The organism is Pseudomonas sp. S60 (assembly GCF_016647865.1).
GTDB lineage: Bacteria > Pseudomonadota > Gammaproteobacteria > Pseudomonadales > Pseudomonadaceae > Aquipseudomonas > Aquipseudomonas parafulva.
Window position 1 is genome coordinate 40,654 of sequence record NZ_JACVVH010000036.1, and the last position, 13,812, is coordinate 54,465.

Here is a 13,812-nt window from a genome sequence, read left to right on the forward strand (position 1 = left end):
CCTATAACGAGAGAACGATATGCTCGATTCCAAACTGTTACGCGGCCAACTTCAGGAAGTGGCAGAACGCCTGGCCTCCCGTGGCTTCAGCCTGGATGTCGCGCGCATCGAATCACTGGAAGAACGCCGCAAGGCGGTGCAGACCCGCACTGAACAGCTGCAGGCCGAGCGTAACGCCCGCTCCAAGTCCATCGGCCAGGCCAAGGCCAAGGGCGAGGACATTGCACCGCTGATGGCCGACGTCGAGCGCATGGCCAACGAGCTGGCCGCTGGCAAGGCCGAGCTGGACGGTATTCAGGCTGAGCTGGACGGCATTCTGTTGACCCTCCCCAACCTGCCGGACGCCAGCGTACCGGTGGGCGCCAGCGAAGACGACAACGTCGAAGTGCGCCGCTGGGGCACGCCGACAGCCTTCGATTTCGAGATCAAGGACCACGTTGCCCTGGGTGAAGTGAGCGGCGGCCTGGACTTCGAGGCGGCTGCCAAGCTGTCTGGCGCCCGCTTTGCCGTGCTGCGTGGCCCCATAGCCCGCCTGCACCGTGCGCTGGCGCAGTTCATGATCAACCTGCACACCGGTGAACATGGCTACGAAGAGCACTACACCCCTTACCTGGTGCAGGCCCCTGCGTTGCAAGGCACCGGCCAGTTGCCGAAGTTCGAGGAAGACCTGTTCAAGATCACCCGTGAGGGTGAGGCTGACTTCTACCTGATCCCGACCGCTGAAGTGTCGCTGACCAACCTGGTGGCCGGGGAAATCCTCGATGCCAAGCAACTGCCGCTCAAGCTGGTCGCACACACGCCGTGTTTCCGCAGTGAGGCCGGTGCGTCTGGCCGCGACACCCGCGGCATGATCCGTCAGCACCAGTTCGACAAAGTCGAGATGGTGCAGGTGGTAGAGCCGGCCAAGTCGATGGAAGCCCTGGAAGGCCTCACCGCCAACGCCGAACGTGTGCTGCAGTTGCTGGAACTGCCTTACCGCGTACTGGCCCTGTGCACAGGCGACATGGGCTTTGGCGCAGTGAAAACCTACGACCTGGAAGTGTGGGTGCCCAGCCAGGACAAATACCGTGAAATCAGCTCGTGCTCCAACTGTGGCGACTTCCAGGCGCGCCGCATGCAGGCGCGCTGGCGCAACCCGGAAACCGGCAAGCCTGAGCTGGTGCACACCCTCAACGGGTCCGGCCTGGCTGTTGGCCGTACTTTGGTGGCTGTGCTGGAAAACTACCAGCAGGCCGATGGTTCGATCCGCGTACCGGATGTGCTGAAACCGTACATGGGCGGCGTCGAGGTCATTCGCTAAATGGATTACCTGCCGCTGTTTCACAAGCTGCAGGGCGCCCTGGTGCTGGTCGTCGGCGGTGGCGAAATTGCCTTGCGCAAGGCGCGCCTGCTGGCCGATGCCGGCGCCGCGCTGCGCGTAGTCGCACCGGACGTGGACGGCCAGCTGGCCGCCATGGCCCGGGAAGGCGGCGGTGAAGTGCGGGTGCGTGGTTACCAGGCAGCCGACCTTGCCGAATGCCGCCTGGTGATCGCTGCCACCGACGACCCTGGCCTCAATGCCCAGGTGTCGGCGGATGCGCAGGCGTTGAGCCTGCCGGTCAACGTGGTGGACGCGCCGGCCTTGTGCACGGTGATTTTCCCCGCCATCGTCGACCGCTCGCCGTTGGTGATCGCCGTGTCCAGCGGTGGCGATGCGCCGGTGCTGGCACGCCTGATCCGCGCCAAGCTGGAGGCCTGGATACCTGCCGCCTATGGCGAGCTGGCCGGTTTGGCAGCGCGGTTCCGGCACAGGGTCAAATCCCTTTACCCGGACGTCAACCAGCGTCGCGGGTTCTGGGAAACCGTGTTCCAGGGCCCGATTGCCGAGCGCCAGTTGGCCGGGCAGGGCGCCGAGGCCGAGCGGTTGTTGCAAGCCATGGTCGACGGTGCTCCGGTTCAACAGGGCGGCGAGGTGTACCTGGTGGGGGCAGGGCCGGGCGACCCGGATTTGCTCACCTTCCGTGCCTTGCGCCTGATGCAGCAGGCGGACGTGGTGCTGTATGACCGGCTGGTGGCCCCGGCCATCATCGACATGTGCCGCCGCGACGCCGAGCGCATTTACGTGGGCAAGCGCCGCGCCGATCATGCCGTGCCCCAGGACCAGATCAACCGCCTGTTGGTGGACCTGGCCCAGCAAGGTAAACGCGTGCTGCGGCTGAAGGGGGGTGACCCGTTCATCTTTGGCCGTGGTGGTGAGGAAATCGAAGAGCTGGCCGAGCACGGCATCCCGTTCCAGGTAGTGCCTGGCATCACGGCTGCGAGCGGCTGCTCCGCCTACGGCGGCATTCCGCTCACCCACCGCGACTATGCGCAATCTGTGCGGTTCGTCACCGGTCACCTGAAGGACGGCACCAGCAACCTGCCATGGACCGACCTGGTAGCGCCAGGCCAGACCCTGGTGTTCTACATGGGCCTGGTAGGCTTGCCGACGATTTGCGCCGAACTGATCCGCCACGGCCGTGCGGCGGATACGCCTGCGGCGCTGGTTCAGCAGGGCACCACCCGCAACCAGCGGGTGTTCACCGGCACCCTGGCGGACCTGCCTGACCTGGTGGCCCGGCACGAGGTGCACGCGCCCACCCTGGTGATTGTGGGTGAGGTGGTGCAACTGCGGGACAAGCTAGCCTGGTTCGAAGGGGCCGGTACATAACCTCTTTTCAGCTCATGTACCTGTGGGAGCGGCTTCAGCCGCGAACACCGGCAAAGCCGGTGCCATCCACCGCGGTGCCTGCTTCGCGGGTAAACCCGCTCCCACACGGGGTGTCGGCTACCGGGTGTAGATCCCTTTACCAGGCAGCCGCGCCCGGTCGTGAGGCTGGCTGAAATCCTGCAGCGGGCCTTTTGGCACGATGCCGTTCGGGTTGATGGTGGTGTGGCTCAGGTAATAGTGCTTCTGGATATGTTCCATGTTCACTGTGCCTGCCACACCCGGCCATTGATAAAGCTCGCGCAGCCAGTGGGTCAGATTGGGGTAATCACACAGGCGGCGCAGGTTGCACTTGAAGTGCCCGTGGTACACCGCATCGAAGCGCACAAGCGTAGTGAACAGGCGAACATCAGCTTCGGTCAGGTACTCGCCGGCCAGGTAGCGGTTGCGGTCGAGTAGCGCTTCCAGATGGTCCAGCTCGCTGAACACATCATCAAACGCCTCTTCATAGGCAGCTTGGGTCGTGGCGAAGCCAGCCCGGTACACACCGTTGTTTACAGCCGGGTAGATACGCTCGTTCAGCCCATCGATGGCTGTTTGCAGGTGCTCGGGGTACAGGTCCAGGGTATTGCCAGTCAGCCCATTGAACGCCGTGTTGAAGATGCGGATGATCTCCGCCGACTCGTTGTTGACGATGCGCTTTTCCTGCTTGTCCCACAGCACCGGTACGGTCACCCGGCCCGTGTACTTGGGATCGTCCTCGGTATAGCGTTGGTGCAGATACTGCAGGCCGTCGAGATGGTCGCCAGTAGAGCCCTGCTGCTGATCGAACGTCCAGCCCTGGTCCTGCATCAGCCAGCTCACCACCGAGACATCTATCAGCGGCTCCAGGCCTTTGAGGGCGCGTACTATCAAGGCTCGGTGGGCCCAGGGGCACGCCAGCGATACATACAGGTGGTAACGACCGGCCTCGGCGGCGGGCAGCTGATTGCGGCGCTGGGCGTTCTCGCGCTTGAATGTGCCGTCCTTGCCGTTTTCATACCACTGGTCATGCCAGCGGCCATCGATCAACAGGCCCATGATGAGCTCCTTAACAAAAGCGATTTGTCGTTGGAGCCCAGTCTAGGGCATGTGGTTCGAACGAATAACCCAAAGAGTCAGGCGATATGATCGATCAAATCGATCTGTTGCGGGCGTCCCAGTACTGGCGAGCGGTGGCGAAGGCCGCGTCGCGGTCCTGGCCAAGCCCCCGCAGGGCGAGGGCCATGGTGGCGATGACAGCCTTCTCACCGTAACTGTCCTCGACGTTGCCGCGCCAGAAGGCCAGCAGATGCTCGGGCTGCAGGCTCGCCGGTTTCACGTGTCGCCGTTCGCTTAGCGCTGGCCACTCTTCGTCCCACGCCTGGCCATCAGTGGCCCAGTACAGGTGGCTGATGACATCCGGGTTTACCTCGATCTCGCCGCCATCCCCCTTGATCACCACGGCATGGTCACGCAGCAGCCGGCTGGCTTCGCGGTGCACGGCCTGGTAGCCGGGGTGGAAGATGCTCTGCAAACCGCACTTCGCCCCCAGCGGGTTGAGTACCCGGGCCAGGGAGTGGATGGGGGAGCGCAGCCCCAGGGTGTTGCGCAGGTCGATCATGCGCTGTAACTGCGGCGCCCAGTCCTGCAAGGGGAAGAACGCCAGGTTATCTTGGCCCAGCGTGCGCTCGACCTCACCCCAGCTGCGACACAGCGGAATCTGCAACAGGTCGAGCAATTGCTCGGTGTACAGCCGCCCTGCGGTGTGTGCACCGCCGCCATGCATCAGGATGCGCACGCCATTGGCTGCCAGGCACTTGGCGGCCAGCAGGTACCAAGGCAGGTGGCGCTTCTTGCCCGCGTAGGTGGGCCAGTCCAGGTCTACGGCAATAGCGGGGGCTTGCAGGTGCGCGCGCAGTGCTTCGGTGAAGCCAGCGAGCTCTTCTGCGCTTTCCTCCTTGTGCCGCAGCAGCATCAGGAAGGCACCCAGTTGGGCGTCCTCGACCTTGCCTTCCAGCAGCAGGGTCATGGCGGCGTGGGCTTCTTCCCGGCTGAGGCCGCGGGCGCCGCGCTTGCCTTTGCCCAGAATGCGCACGAACTCGGCAAATGGGTGCTCAGCCGGCGTTTGCAGGGTGAGTGGGCGGGGTGGGGTGGGCTGGATCATATGCAATTGGTCGGCTTGGGCAGGCCCGCCAGCTTGGCGGCAAGTTTGGCGGGGGTGCCATTGAACAGTCGGTTCAGGTGTGGGCTGTTGCCCTTCTCGGGGCCCAGCTTCAGCGCTGCGTACTTGATCAGCGGGCGCGTGGCCGGTGAGAGCTGGTACTCCTGGTAGAACTGGCGCAGCAGTTCGAGGATTTCCCAGTGGTCGGCGGTGAGGGCGATGCCTTCACGGGCGGCGAGCCCCTGGGCAACTTCGTGGGACCAGGCGTGCAAGTCCACCAGAAAGCCGTCCTTGTCCAGTGCGATGGCCTGGCCGCCGCTATCGAGCGTGTTCATAACCAGCTGTTGACCTTGTCGTAGTGCAGTGAAAGCGCGACGAAACCTGGGTAATCGACCGCCGTTGCCAGTGTGTTCTCTATTGCGCGGGCCTGCAGGTCCTCGTCCAGGGCAAACAGGCGATCCGCCAGGTTGGCCTGTTGCAGCTGCTGATGAGGTGCAGCGCCGGGCCGCAGTGCGTAAACGGCGTCACCGCACAGCAACACTGCGTCGTCAGCCCCGAGCAGGCGTAGGCAGCTGCGCAGCCGCTCATCGCCGAAGGGGGAGTGGGCAATTACATGCAAGGTCGCCATCAGAGGGTCACCACCTGGTCGTATTGCGCGATAAGCCCTGTGAGTGCGGCGTCATCCAGCACCTGCACCGGCAGTGCCAGGTCGCCTGCTGCCAGGCCCCGGCTGGCCAGGCTGTGCCCGCAGGCAAACAGTGCGTCAACGCCGAACATCGGCAATGCCTGCAGGTTGGCCGCCAGGTTTTTTTGCTGCAACGCGGCAGGCTGCTGGCCGTTGGCAAGCTGGAACACGCCATCGTCCAGAAACACCATGCCCAGGGGTAGGTCGAAGGCACCGCCCGCCAGTGCGATATCCAGCGCTTCGCGTGCCGATGGGCCATTCCATGGGGCCTGGCGGCTGATGATCAACAACGATTTGGCCATATCAATCGCCTCCAAAACACACGAGCCGGTCAGCCAACTGCGCCGCTTCGTGCAACTGGCCAAGGCCGGAGAGTTCCCAAGGCGCCGGCAGGTTCACGGCGGGGCGTTGGTAACGGTTGGCCTCGGCTTCATCCAGCACGCCACGGCGCAGCGCAGCAGCAATGCACACCACCGCGTCGAGCTGGTTGGCCTGGATAAACGCCCGCCATTGCCCGGCCACATCCAGTTCGTCCTGCGGTACCACGAGGTTGGCCGAGGCACTGTGCACCCCGTCCTGATAGAAGAACAGCCGGGCAATCTCATGCCCACCGGCCAGCACCGCCTCGGCGTAACGCAGGGCGCGCCGGGAGGAGGGCGCGTGGGCCGGGGAGAACACCGCGATAGCGAATTTCATGGCTAACTCATGCAAAGGAATGCCGCCATGATAAAGCAAAAAAGCCTGCGCTCGCTTGCCGCAGGCCTTTGCCGGTGCCTGGGGTCAGGCCTGTTGCTTGCCTTCTGGCAGGAACCAGTTCAGCACCAGTGCACAGATGCCTCCGGTGGCCACGCCAGATTCCAGCACATTGCGAATGGCCGCCGGCATATGCGCCAGGAACTCCGGCACCTGCGCCACACCCAGGCCGAGGGCCAGGGAAACGGCGATGATCAGCAGCGCGCGGCGGTCCAGCCGGGTGCTGGCCAGAATATTGATGCCAGAGGCGGCAACCGCACCGAACATGACCATGGCCGCGCCGCCCAGCACCGGCTCCGGCACTGCCTGAATCACCCCGGCCACGCTCGGGAACAGCCCCAGCAGTATCAGCATCACGGCAATCCACACGCCGATATGCCGGCTGGCGATGCCGGTCAGCTGAATCACCCCGTTGTTCTGCGCAAAAATCGAGCTGGGGAAGGTGTTGAACACGCCGGCCAGCAATGAGTTGGCACCGTTCACCAGCACACCACCCTTGATGCGCCGCATCCACACAGGCCCTTCTACCGGCTGCCGGGACACCTTGCTGGTAGCCGTCACATCACCAATGGCTTCCAGCGAGGTGACCAGGTAGATCACCAGCATCGGGATGAACAGCGCCCAGGAGAAGCCCAGGCCGAAGTGCAGGGGTGTCGGTACCTGGAACAGCGCCGCTTCATGCATGCCGGTAAAGTCCAGCCGGCCCAGGTAGCCGGCCAGTGCATAGCCCACCGCCAGGGCGATAACGATGGCACAACTGCGCAGCCACACCACCGGGATGCGGTTGAGCACGACGATGATCGCCAGCACCACACCCGACAACAGCAGGTTTTCGCCATTGGCGAAGGTGCCATTGGCCATGGCGCCAAAGCCGCCGCCCATGCTGATCAGGCCGACCTTGATCAAAGTGAGGCCAATCATCAGTACGACGATGCCGGTGACCAAGGGCGTGATCAGCCGTTTGACGAACGGCAGAATGCGCGAAACACCCATCTCTACAAACGAGCCGGCAATCACCACGCCAAAGATCGCGGCCATGACCCCTTCAACCGGTGTGCCTTGCTTCACCATCAGCGCACCCCCGGCAATCAGCGGGCCGACAAAGTTGAAGCTGGTGCCTTGCACGATCAGCAACCCAGCCCCAAACGGACCAAAGCGTTTGCACTGCACGAAGGTGGCGATACCTGAAATGACCAAGGACATGGATACGATCAGGTTGGTGTCCCGCGCCGATACCCCCAGTGCCTGGCAGATCAGCAAGCCCGGGGTAACGATGGGCACAATGATCGCCAACAGGTGTTGCAGCGCCGCCAACAGGCTGATGGCCAGCCGTGGCTTGTCTTCAAGGCCCAATACCAGTTCGTTGTCAGGCGCCACGGCGCCTGGGCTGTGTTCATTCGAGCTCATTGCGCAAGCTGCCCCGGAATAAAAAGGAGCGCATTCTACGGGCTGGATTGCATCTGTGGTAGCGCCAAGCCAGCTATACGCGCAATCGGCGACGTTTTGTTCATTTAGCTGACTTTACAGTCAGAATAATGCGCGGGACTGGTTCAGGTCTTACACGCGCAGCAGGCACAAAAAAGCCCGCCGAAGCGGGCTTTCAAGCATGGCAATGGATCAGTCGCTGCGACCCATGATGCCGAACAGCTGCAGCAGGCTGACAAACAGGTTGTAGATGGAAACGTACAAACTGATGGTCGCCATGATGTAGTTGCGCTCACCACCGTGAATGATCGCGCTGGTCTGGAACAGGATGCAGACCGACGAGAACAGCACGAAGCCCGCGCTGATCGCCAGCTGTAGGCCGCTGATCTGGAAGAAGAAGCTCGCCACCACGGCACCCAGCAGCACGAAGAAGCCTGCGGTGATGAAGCCGCTGAGGAAGCTCATGTCTTTGCGGGTAATCAGCACGTAAGCCGACAGGCCGCCGAACACCAGTGCAGTCATGGCAAATGCCGAGCTGACGACTTCAGCGCCACCGCTCATGCCCAGGTAACGGTTGAGGATCGGGCCGAGGATGAAGCCCATGAAGCCGGTGAGGGCAAAGGTGGACACCAGGCCCCAGACCGAATCACGCAGTTTGGCAGTGAGGAAGAACAGCCCGTAGAAGCCGATGAGCACGACGAACACGTTCGGATAGCCGAAGTGCATTTGCTGGGAGATGAAGGCCATGAGGCCGCTGAAAGCGAGGGTGAGCGCCAGCAGGCTGTAAGTGTTGCGCAGGACCTTGCTGATCTCCTGCTGCTCGACCTGCTGGCCGTGATGGACGGCGTAATCCTGTTCGCGCATGGCGAGACTCCTAGGTGGACCTGTGGTTTGGAACGTTCAGATGGTAGGAGTCTACCAGAGCTCCTGCAACCCGCGACACAGAGAGTTTGACAGCTTGTTTCATTACGGTATGATGGCGCCCGCAAAACAAGCTGGAAGCGTGGCCGAGTGGTTTAAGGCAACGGTCTTGAAAACCGTCGATGGGCAACTATCCTAGAGTTCGAATCTCTACGCTTCCGCCATATTCAAAGCCCTGATTATTCAGGGCTTTTTGCGTTTTTGGGGCATAGAAAATCTGCCTTTGGGAATACCCTTACGAGTACTGCTCCCATCATCGTATTAGGACGCGTCCTAAAACTTTGATCATTTGGTCGGCTTGGCGAGCGCCCCGACGCGTCGGTAAACACTTTCGGTGATGTCTCCTTTCGCGTGGTCCAGCAGCAGGCTGGCATGGTCTAGATTGGCGATTTCCGAGGCCGCCTTGGGTCAAAGGTTGCGGAATTGGAACTGGCTGATCTGGTTGGCTAGCAACTTGTCACCGGTGGCGACGGCCTCCTTCACAGCTTCTTTCCGGGCATCATCCTAGCGGTGGCGTAGCATCGGCGCAGTAACCCGTTTGCCCGCTTCGGTGAGGATCAGGCATGGCGATACTTGCCCAGCGTTTCGCTTCAAGATCTTTTCGATAAGGACGCCCAAGCCGCTGGCCGATCCGTCCACCTCCAGCAGGATTCGCAGCTTCTTATGGGTCTTCTTCTGTCCACGGCGAGGGCTTTGCCCCGATGCTCCGAAGCTGTTCATCACCAGTGCAGTTTAGGCCTGGGCGATCCCGAGGATGAAGGGCGCCGAAGGAAAGCCGTCGAGCGATATGATCGTATTGCCGGCCCAGTTCTATGATCTCAACCGTTGGGACCCGGATGATCGAGCTGAGCGAACTCGCCGTCGCTGGAGGAAGGATATCGAGGAGGTGCTGAAGCAAATGGCCGAAGAAGCGCTGGAGCCTGCAGCCGAAATTCTGTACTACGAAGGCCTGTCGATTGAAAATGCCGCTTGACATCAAATGGCCGCATGGCCGATTATTTCCCCATCCTGTTATTCCTGCGCGTTATCGAGGAGTGGCAAAAAAAGCCCAGCTAAATGCTGGGCTTTTTGTTTCAGGGATTTACTTGATGTGCGGATAGGCTGCTAAAATTTGCTCCCTTTTTGAAACTTGAGACGGATCTTATGCGGCAGTTTCTGGCGATGACCATTGGCGGACTCACACCTAGCTATTACGCTCGGCAGTTGTTCTTTGGTGCACTCTTTGCGGTTTTTTTCATCTACATGAAATCACGCGCACCGCACGGAATTGACTTTGCAACGGTTGCAATTTCGGTGGTAAGCACCTTGCTTTATCCCTACTCCCGATTCGTGTATGAAAGCGTGGTGGGCTTCATCATGGGGCGCAACGTGTTCTTCGTAAACGCGCTGTTGATGCTGTTTGTCAAGGTGATCACGATGTTCATGTGCTGGTTCTTGGCGATCTTCATCGCACCTCTGGGATTGCTGTACCTCTACTGGCATCACAGTAGGCAGCAGTCCAACTGAATCCTTGAGCCCGGTTATGAAAGCCGGGTTCTGTCGTTTCGAGCCCTGGCAAATGCTGGGGCTTTTTTATGGAACAGTGCTTATGGCCGAGCCAAGCACCGGCGCCCTCGCAGTGACCGGCGCACTTGCCAGCGTCGGCCAGTGTGCGGCCTTTCCGGAATTGGACCCGGCCACATTGGTTGGGTCCTCCGGAGGGGCTTTTTTGTACATTGTTTTCGCCAACGCCATCGCCAAATGCTCGAACATCTGGGCCAGCTTCCCAGGTAATGTCTAAGGACAAAATCCACACCGCCTAGACAAGCTGTTGGGCAAGTGGGTGGAGATGGGCGGGGCGCTGGCATGAACGCCGCGCTTGCGGCATTGAAGGCTATACCGCTCTGGCTGGTGTTAGCCCTGGCAGCTTCCGGCCTATTTTGGTGCCAGCATGGCCAGATACAAGACGCTCGCGTCGATATCGCGGCCATGGCCGAGAAGGCCGGGGCGTGCCAGGCTGCCCGAGACAATCTGGTTGCCCTGACTACTGAGCAGGGCATAGCGCTGGGCGACCTGCAGCTTGCCGCGCAACAGCCCCAGGCCAGCGCTGAGAAGGCGGTCGCCGATGCTCGTTCCAGTGCCCAAGCCGACTACCAGGCCGCAAACCGGCTGCAGCAGGAACGTGCCGGCGGCGATGAGTGCGCGGCCGCCACCTCGATCATCGACAAGGAGCTGGGGCTATGCCTATCGCAAGCAAACCGACACTGCTGCAGTACTGGAAGCTGAAAGAGTAGTAGTCTGGGGAATCCATTGTATGATGTGCGGCCAATTGCCATTGCATGGATTACCGCATGAACCCTGTCACGTTTGTCTACTTAGTCATCCTCGCTGTTGTCTCTGCGACAGCATTTGGTTTCTACAACACGATTGCTGACCTCAACAATAAAGCCGTGTCGTGTATCCGGCTTCAAGGTGCTGAGCAGGATAAGTGCTTGAAGGATGCTGCAGTGAAGGCGCAGGGCTTGTCTACCGTTGTGCGTGCTGTCACCAACACCATTGAATAACGCCGAATTTCAATTCCAAAACCTAAACGGCGACCCTTGCAGTATGGGGTCTATAGCCGTGGCGTTTCGTGTTTGTATTGGAGTCGATTACGCCCCGCAAGCGGCATAGGTTCTGGCTTTATCCCACGCTCTTGAAAACCGTCGATGGGCAACTATCGTAGAGTTCGAATCACTACGCTTCCGCCATATTCAAAGCCCTGATTATTCAGGGATTTTTGCGTTTTTGGGGCGCCCAAAATAGCTCATTGCAACGTCATCGCACTGATCTGCCTTGCCACCACTGACAACACCCAGTTACTGTCGACCTTCACCCCGACGTCAGTCGGGCGCGAGCTCCCCAGCCCCATCAAACAGGAGGTTCGACATGGGCACTTCATCCAAACCATTCTACCTGGCAGCAGCACCGCTGCTGGCAACCGGCGCCGCTTTCGCTGCGGTAGGTGCCTCCGGCCAACCTGCATTCGGCTACACCGCTATCGGCCTGCTGATCCCCGGCCTCCTGTTGCTCGTAACCGGTTACCGTCGCCGAGCGTGACAGGGCCGACATTACATTCAGTGCCCCACCGCATTCACCTTTGCTCACCGCACATGGCGGCGAGCAAGGGCCCCTGATCACACCTTGAACTTGCCCACCATTCCATTCAGCTCGACCGCCAACCGCGACAGTTCCTGCGCCGCCGCACTGGTCTGATTCGCCCCGGCTGACGTCTGCATGGCCAGGTCCCTGATGTTCACCAGGTTCCTGTCCACCTCACGCGCCACTTGGGCCTGCTCTTCCGAAGCGCTGGCGATCACCAGGTTGCGCTGGTTGATGGACGAAATGGCCTCGGCAATGATGTCCAAGGCCTGGCCAGCGGACTGGGCCACTTCCAGGGTGCCGGTCGCTCGGCCCTTGCTGGCATGCATGGCGTTTACAGCCGATTCGGTGCCGGTCTGGATGCCGGTGATCATGCCTTCTATTTCTGCGGTGGATTGCTGCGTCCTGTGGGCCAGGGCGCGCACTTCGTCTGCTACCACGGCAAAGCCACGGCCTGCTTCGCCGGCGCGGGCGGCTTCGATAGCGGCGTTCAAGGCCAGCAGGTTGGTCTGGCCGGCGATGGAGCCGATCACGTCCAGCACGCGGCTGATTTCGTTGGCGCTGCTGGCCAGGTGTTCGATTTCCTGCGAAGTGGTGGTCACATCGCCCACCAGGTGGCCAATGGACTGCAACGCTTCATTGACGCGCTGTTGGCCGTCCCGGGTGCTCTGGTCTGCGCCTTTGGAGGCATCGGCGGTGTTTACAGCGTTGCTGGCCACTTCCTCGACCGCTGCGGTCATCTGGTTCACGGCGGTGGCAGCCTGGTCGATTTCGGCGCTTTGCTGATGCAGGCCACGGCTGGTGTCTTCGGTGACGGTGAACAGCTCTTCCGAAGCGGACGCTAGCTGGTCCGAGGCGGCAGCGATGCTGGCGATCGTTTCGCGCAGGCTGTCCTTCATTTTTGAAAGCGACAGCAGCAACAGCGCGGGTTCGTCGCGGCCCTTCACCTGAATGTCCTGGTTGAGTTCCCCGGCGGCTACCCGCTCGGCCACCTTTACTGCTTCTGCCAGTGGCAGCACGATGCTGCGGGTCAGCAAGATGGCCAGCGCGATCATCAGGCTGATGATGATCACAATGGTCACGGCGATAATAGCAAATGACTGTTCGTAGGCTTCACTGCTGGCCTCTGAGGCGTGTGTTGCCCCGTTGGCATTATAGTGAGTGAGCTGAATCAACGCTTTCATCATGGCGTCGGCATAATCGGCCAGTGACCCATTCACCAAGCGTTTGGCTTCTTCCAGATCATTATTGCGAACGGCTTCACGAATAGCATTCTGCAAGCCGTGATAGGTTGTGCTTGCAGCGGAGAAAGTGTCAAACAGCGAACGGTCAGTGGGTTCCGTTATCGACTTTTCATAGTCGCTTAGTTGGGTTTCATATTGTTTGTTGATGGTCTCGATCTTATCGAGTGTTTCAGTTCTGGCCGTGGGGCTGTCTTCCAGCACACTGCGCAGCGCCAGGGCGCGGGCGCGGCCCAGATTCATGCTCATTTCATCCAGCAGCATGACGGCTGGAAGCCACGAAGTGCGTACCTCGTCGGTGGCGCTGTCCATCGTGTGCATGCGGTTCAGGGAGGTGAGGCCGAGTATTAAAACCAGGAGGGCGAGGGCGGCGAAAATGGCAGTGGCGCGAATGCCGATTTTGAGGTTTCTTAAATACATGTGAAGCTCCTTGATGTTGCAATACTTGCTAATCTAAGCAAGGCGGTACGGGCTCGAGGGCGGACGGTTATGAACTCCGTTCTTGCTCAGGCTGTCGGCCAAGGGGCTATTAAACTTTATGGTTAAAGGGAAATATTTTTCTGTAACAAAAGCGATAACGCTTTCGTTTTAATTAGTTGGGGGTGGGGAGGGGGAGTGCAGAAGTTTGCGATAGGGCAGGTTAGCGGACGGCTTAGCCGTTGAAGGTTTCCCAGCCGCACCGCATGCTGGGCCAAGAGGCGGGTCAAGATTGGGTGTGGGTTATCCAGTGTTCGCCGTAATAGGTTCTGCGCCTGTGAGATCGAGCGCCGCCCGCGCGGCGCATCGCGAGCTTTGCTCG

16 protein-coding genes, 1 tRNA gene and 1 pseudogene are annotated in these 13,812 nt (G+C 60.7%); 9 read left to right on the forward strand and 9 right to left on the reverse strand.

Annotation, left to right across the window (positions count from 1 at the left end):
- Positions 1 to 19: 19 nt before the first annotated feature.
- Positions 20 to 1,300 (forward strand): serine--tRNA ligase, encoded by a 1,281-nt coding sequence (gene serS, locus IAE33_RS17965; RefSeq protein WP_060482943.1) that lies wholly within the window; start codon positions 20 to 22, stop codon positions 1,298 to 1,300.
- Positions 1,301 to 2,689 carry a siroheme synthase CysG gene (gene cysG / locus IAE33_RS17970; RefSeq protein WP_201164502.1) on the forward strand — a complete coding sequence of 463 codons (1,389 nt, stop codon included), beginning with the start codon at positions 1,301 to 1,303 and terminating at the stop codon, positions 2,687 to 2,689.
- Positions 2,690 to 2,806: 117 nt separating this feature from the next.
- Here cysG and IAE33_RS17975 read toward each other — a convergent pair whose 3' ends face one another.
- The 8 genes from IAE33_RS17975 to IAE33_RS18010 form a co-directional block, all read right to left on the reverse strand.
- The gene (locus IAE33_RS17975) at positions 2,807 to 3,766 is read right to left on the reverse strand and encodes a glutathione S-transferase family protein (RefSeq protein WP_201164503.1); all 960 of its coding nucleotides are present in this window, start codon (positions 3,764 to 3,766) and stop codon (positions 2,807 to 2,809) included.
- 94 nt (positions 3,767 to 3,860) lie between these two features.
- Complete coding sequence (locus tag IAE33_RS17980; protein ID WP_201164504.1) at positions 3,861 to 4,871, reverse strand: glycosyl transferase family protein; 1,011 nt, start codon at positions 4,869 to 4,871, stop codon at positions 3,861 to 3,863.
- Complete coding sequence (locus tag IAE33_RS17985) at positions 4,868 to 5,203, reverse strand: TusE/DsrC/DsvC family sulfur relay protein (protein WP_201164505.1); 336 nt, start codon at positions 5,201 to 5,203, stop codon at positions 4,868 to 4,870. The genes IAE33_RS17980 and IAE33_RS17985 overlap by 4 nt, the downstream gene beginning before the upstream one ends.
- Positions 5,200 to 5,496 carry a sulfurtransferase complex subunit TusB gene (gene tusB / locus IAE33_RS17990; protein WP_201164506.1) on the reverse strand — a complete coding sequence of 99 codons (297 nt, stop codon included), beginning with the start codon at positions 5,494 to 5,496 and terminating at the stop codon, positions 5,200 to 5,202. The genes IAE33_RS17985 and tusB overlap by 4 nt, the downstream gene beginning before the upstream one ends.
- Positions 5,496 to 5,855, reverse strand: coding sequence for a sulfurtransferase complex subunit TusC (tusC, locus tag IAE33_RS17995; protein WP_201164507.1), 360 nt, complete (start codon positions 5,853 to 5,855; stop codon positions 5,496 to 5,498). The genes tusB and tusC overlap by 1 nt, the downstream gene beginning before the upstream one ends.
- A 1-nt stretch (position 5,856) precedes the next feature.
- On the reverse strand, positions 5,857 to 6,249 hold the full coding sequence (gene tusD, locus IAE33_RS18000) for a sulfurtransferase complex subunit TusD (protein WP_028633597.1): 393 nt from the start codon (positions 6,247 to 6,249) through the stop codon (positions 5,857 to 5,859).
- An 84-nt stretch (positions 6,250 to 6,333) separates the two neighbouring features.
- A complete protein-coding gene (locus tag IAE33_RS18005) occupies positions 6,334 to 7,713 on the reverse strand; it encodes a nucleobase:cation symporter-2 family protein (RefSeq protein ID WP_201164508.1) in 1,380 nt (459 codons plus the stop codon).
- A gap of 210 nt (positions 7,714 to 7,923) precedes the next feature.
- Positions 7,924 to 8,595 carry a Bax inhibitor-1/YccA family protein gene (locus tag IAE33_RS18010; protein ID WP_028633595.1) on the reverse strand — a complete coding sequence of 224 codons (672 nt, stop codon included), beginning with the start codon at positions 8,593 to 8,595 and terminating at the stop codon, positions 7,924 to 7,926.
- A 133-nt stretch (positions 8,596 to 8,728) separates the two neighbouring features.
- Here IAE33_RS18010 and IAE33_RS18015 point away from each other — a divergent pair.
- The 7 genes and pseudogenes from IAE33_RS18015 (at position 8,729) to IAE33_RS18045 (ending at position 11,730) form a co-directional block, all read left to right on the forward strand.
- Positions 8,729 to 8,816, forward strand: a tRNA-Ser gene (locus tag IAE33_RS18015).
- 590 nt (positions 8,817 to 9,406) lie between these two features.
- Complete coding sequence (locus tag IAE33_RS18020; protein ID WP_201164509.1) at positions 9,407 to 9,625, forward strand: hypothetical protein; 219 nt, start codon at positions 9,407 to 9,409, stop codon at positions 9,623 to 9,625.
- Between the two features lie 170 nt (positions 9,626 to 9,795).
- Positions 9,796 to 10,158, forward strand: coding sequence for a hypothetical protein (locus IAE33_RS18025; protein ID WP_201164510.1), 363 nt, complete (start codon positions 9,796 to 9,798; stop codon positions 10,156 to 10,158).
- Positions 10,159 to 10,381: 223 nt separating this feature from the next.
- A pseudogene (locus tag IAE33_RS25000) lies at positions 10,382 to 10,501 on the forward strand (glycoside hydrolase); the annotation flags it as partial.
- Positions 10,498 to 10,917, forward strand: a complete 420-nt coding sequence (locus IAE33_RS18035; RefSeq protein WP_236404058.1) for a hypothetical protein — start codon at positions 10,498 to 10,500, stop codon at positions 10,915 to 10,917. The pseudogene IAE33_RS25000 and the gene IAE33_RS18035, both read left to right, overlap by 4 nt.
- A 65-nt stretch (positions 10,918 to 10,982) precedes the next feature.
- Complete coding sequence (locus IAE33_RS18040) at positions 10,983 to 11,195, forward strand: hypothetical protein (protein WP_201164511.1); 213 nt, start codon at positions 10,983 to 10,985, stop codon at positions 11,193 to 11,195.
- A gap of 364 nt (positions 11,196 to 11,559) precedes the next feature.
- On the forward strand, positions 11,560 to 11,730 hold the full coding sequence (locus IAE33_RS18045; protein ID WP_169338814.1) for a hypothetical protein: 171 nt from the start codon (positions 11,560 to 11,562) through the stop codon (positions 11,728 to 11,730).
- A 77-nt stretch (positions 11,731 to 11,807) separates the two neighbouring features.
- Here IAE33_RS18045 and IAE33_RS18050 read toward each other — a convergent pair whose 3' ends face one another.
- Positions 11,808 to 13,433 carry a methyl-accepting chemotaxis protein gene (locus IAE33_RS18050; protein WP_201164512.1) on the reverse strand — a complete coding sequence of 542 codons (1,626 nt, stop codon included), beginning with the start codon at positions 13,431 to 13,433 and terminating at the stop codon, positions 11,808 to 11,810.
- Positions 13,434 to 13,812 lie beyond the last annotated feature (379 nt).

Excerpts from the sequence above, each read along its gene's own strand:
- serS (WP_060482943.1), top strand. The coding sequence starts at position 20 with ATGCTCGATTCCAAACTGTTACGCGGCCAACTTCAGGAAGTGGCAGAA.
- cysG (WP_201164502.1), top strand. The coding sequence starts at position 1,301 with ATGGATTACCTGCCGCTGTTTCACAAGCTGCAGGGCGCCCTGGTGCTG.
- IAE33_RS17975 (WP_201164503.1), bottom strand. The coding sequence starts at position 3,766 with ATGGGCCTGTTGATCGATGGCCGCTGGCATGACCAGTGGTATGAAAAC.
- IAE33_RS17980 (WP_201164504.1), bottom strand. The coding sequence starts at position 4,871 with ATGATCCAGCCCACCCCACCCCGCCCACTCACCCTGCAAACGCCGGCT.
- IAE33_RS17985 (WP_201164505.1), bottom strand. The coding sequence starts at position 5,203 with ATGAACACGCTCGATAGCGGCGGCCAGGCCATCGCACTGGACAAGGAC.
- tusB (WP_201164506.1), bottom strand. The coding sequence starts at position 5,496 with ATGGCGACCTTGCATGTAATTGCCCACTCCCCCTTCGGCGATGAGCGG.
- tusC (WP_201164507.1), bottom strand. The coding sequence starts at position 5,855 with ATGGCCAAATCGTTGTTGATCATCAGCCGCCAGGCCCCATGGAATGGC.
- tusD (WP_028633597.1), bottom strand. The coding sequence starts at position 6,249 with ATGAAATTCGCTATCGCGGTGTTCTCCCCGGCCCACGCGCCCTCCTCC.
- IAE33_RS18005 (WP_201164508.1), bottom strand. The coding sequence starts at position 7,713 with ATGAGCTCGAATGAACACAGCCCAGGCGCCGTGGCGCCTGACAACGAA.
- IAE33_RS18010 (WP_028633595.1), bottom strand. The coding sequence starts at position 8,595 with ATGCGCGAACAGGATTACGCCGTCCATCACGGCCAGCAGGTCGAGCAG.
- IAE33_RS18020 (WP_201164509.1), top strand. The coding sequence starts at position 9,407 with ATGAAGGGCGCCGAAGGAAAGCCGTCGAGCGATATGATCGTATTGCCG.
- IAE33_RS18025 (WP_201164510.1), top strand. The coding sequence starts at position 9,796 with ATGCGGCAGTTTCTGGCGATGACCATTGGCGGACTCACACCTAGCTAT.
- IAE33_RS18035 (WP_236404058.1), top strand. The coding sequence starts at position 10,498 with ATGAACGCCGCGCTTGCGGCATTGAAGGCTATACCGCTCTGGCTGGTG.
- IAE33_RS18040 (WP_201164511.1), top strand. The coding sequence starts at position 10,983 with ATGAACCCTGTCACGTTTGTCTACTTAGTCATCCTCGCTGTTGTCTCT.
- IAE33_RS18045 (WP_169338814.1), top strand. The coding sequence starts at position 11,560 with ATGGGCACTTCATCCAAACCATTCTACCTGGCAGCAGCACCGCTGCTG.
- IAE33_RS18050 (WP_201164512.1), bottom strand. The coding sequence starts at position 13,433 with ATGTATTTAAGAAACCTCAAAATCGGCATTCGCGCCACTGCCATTTTC.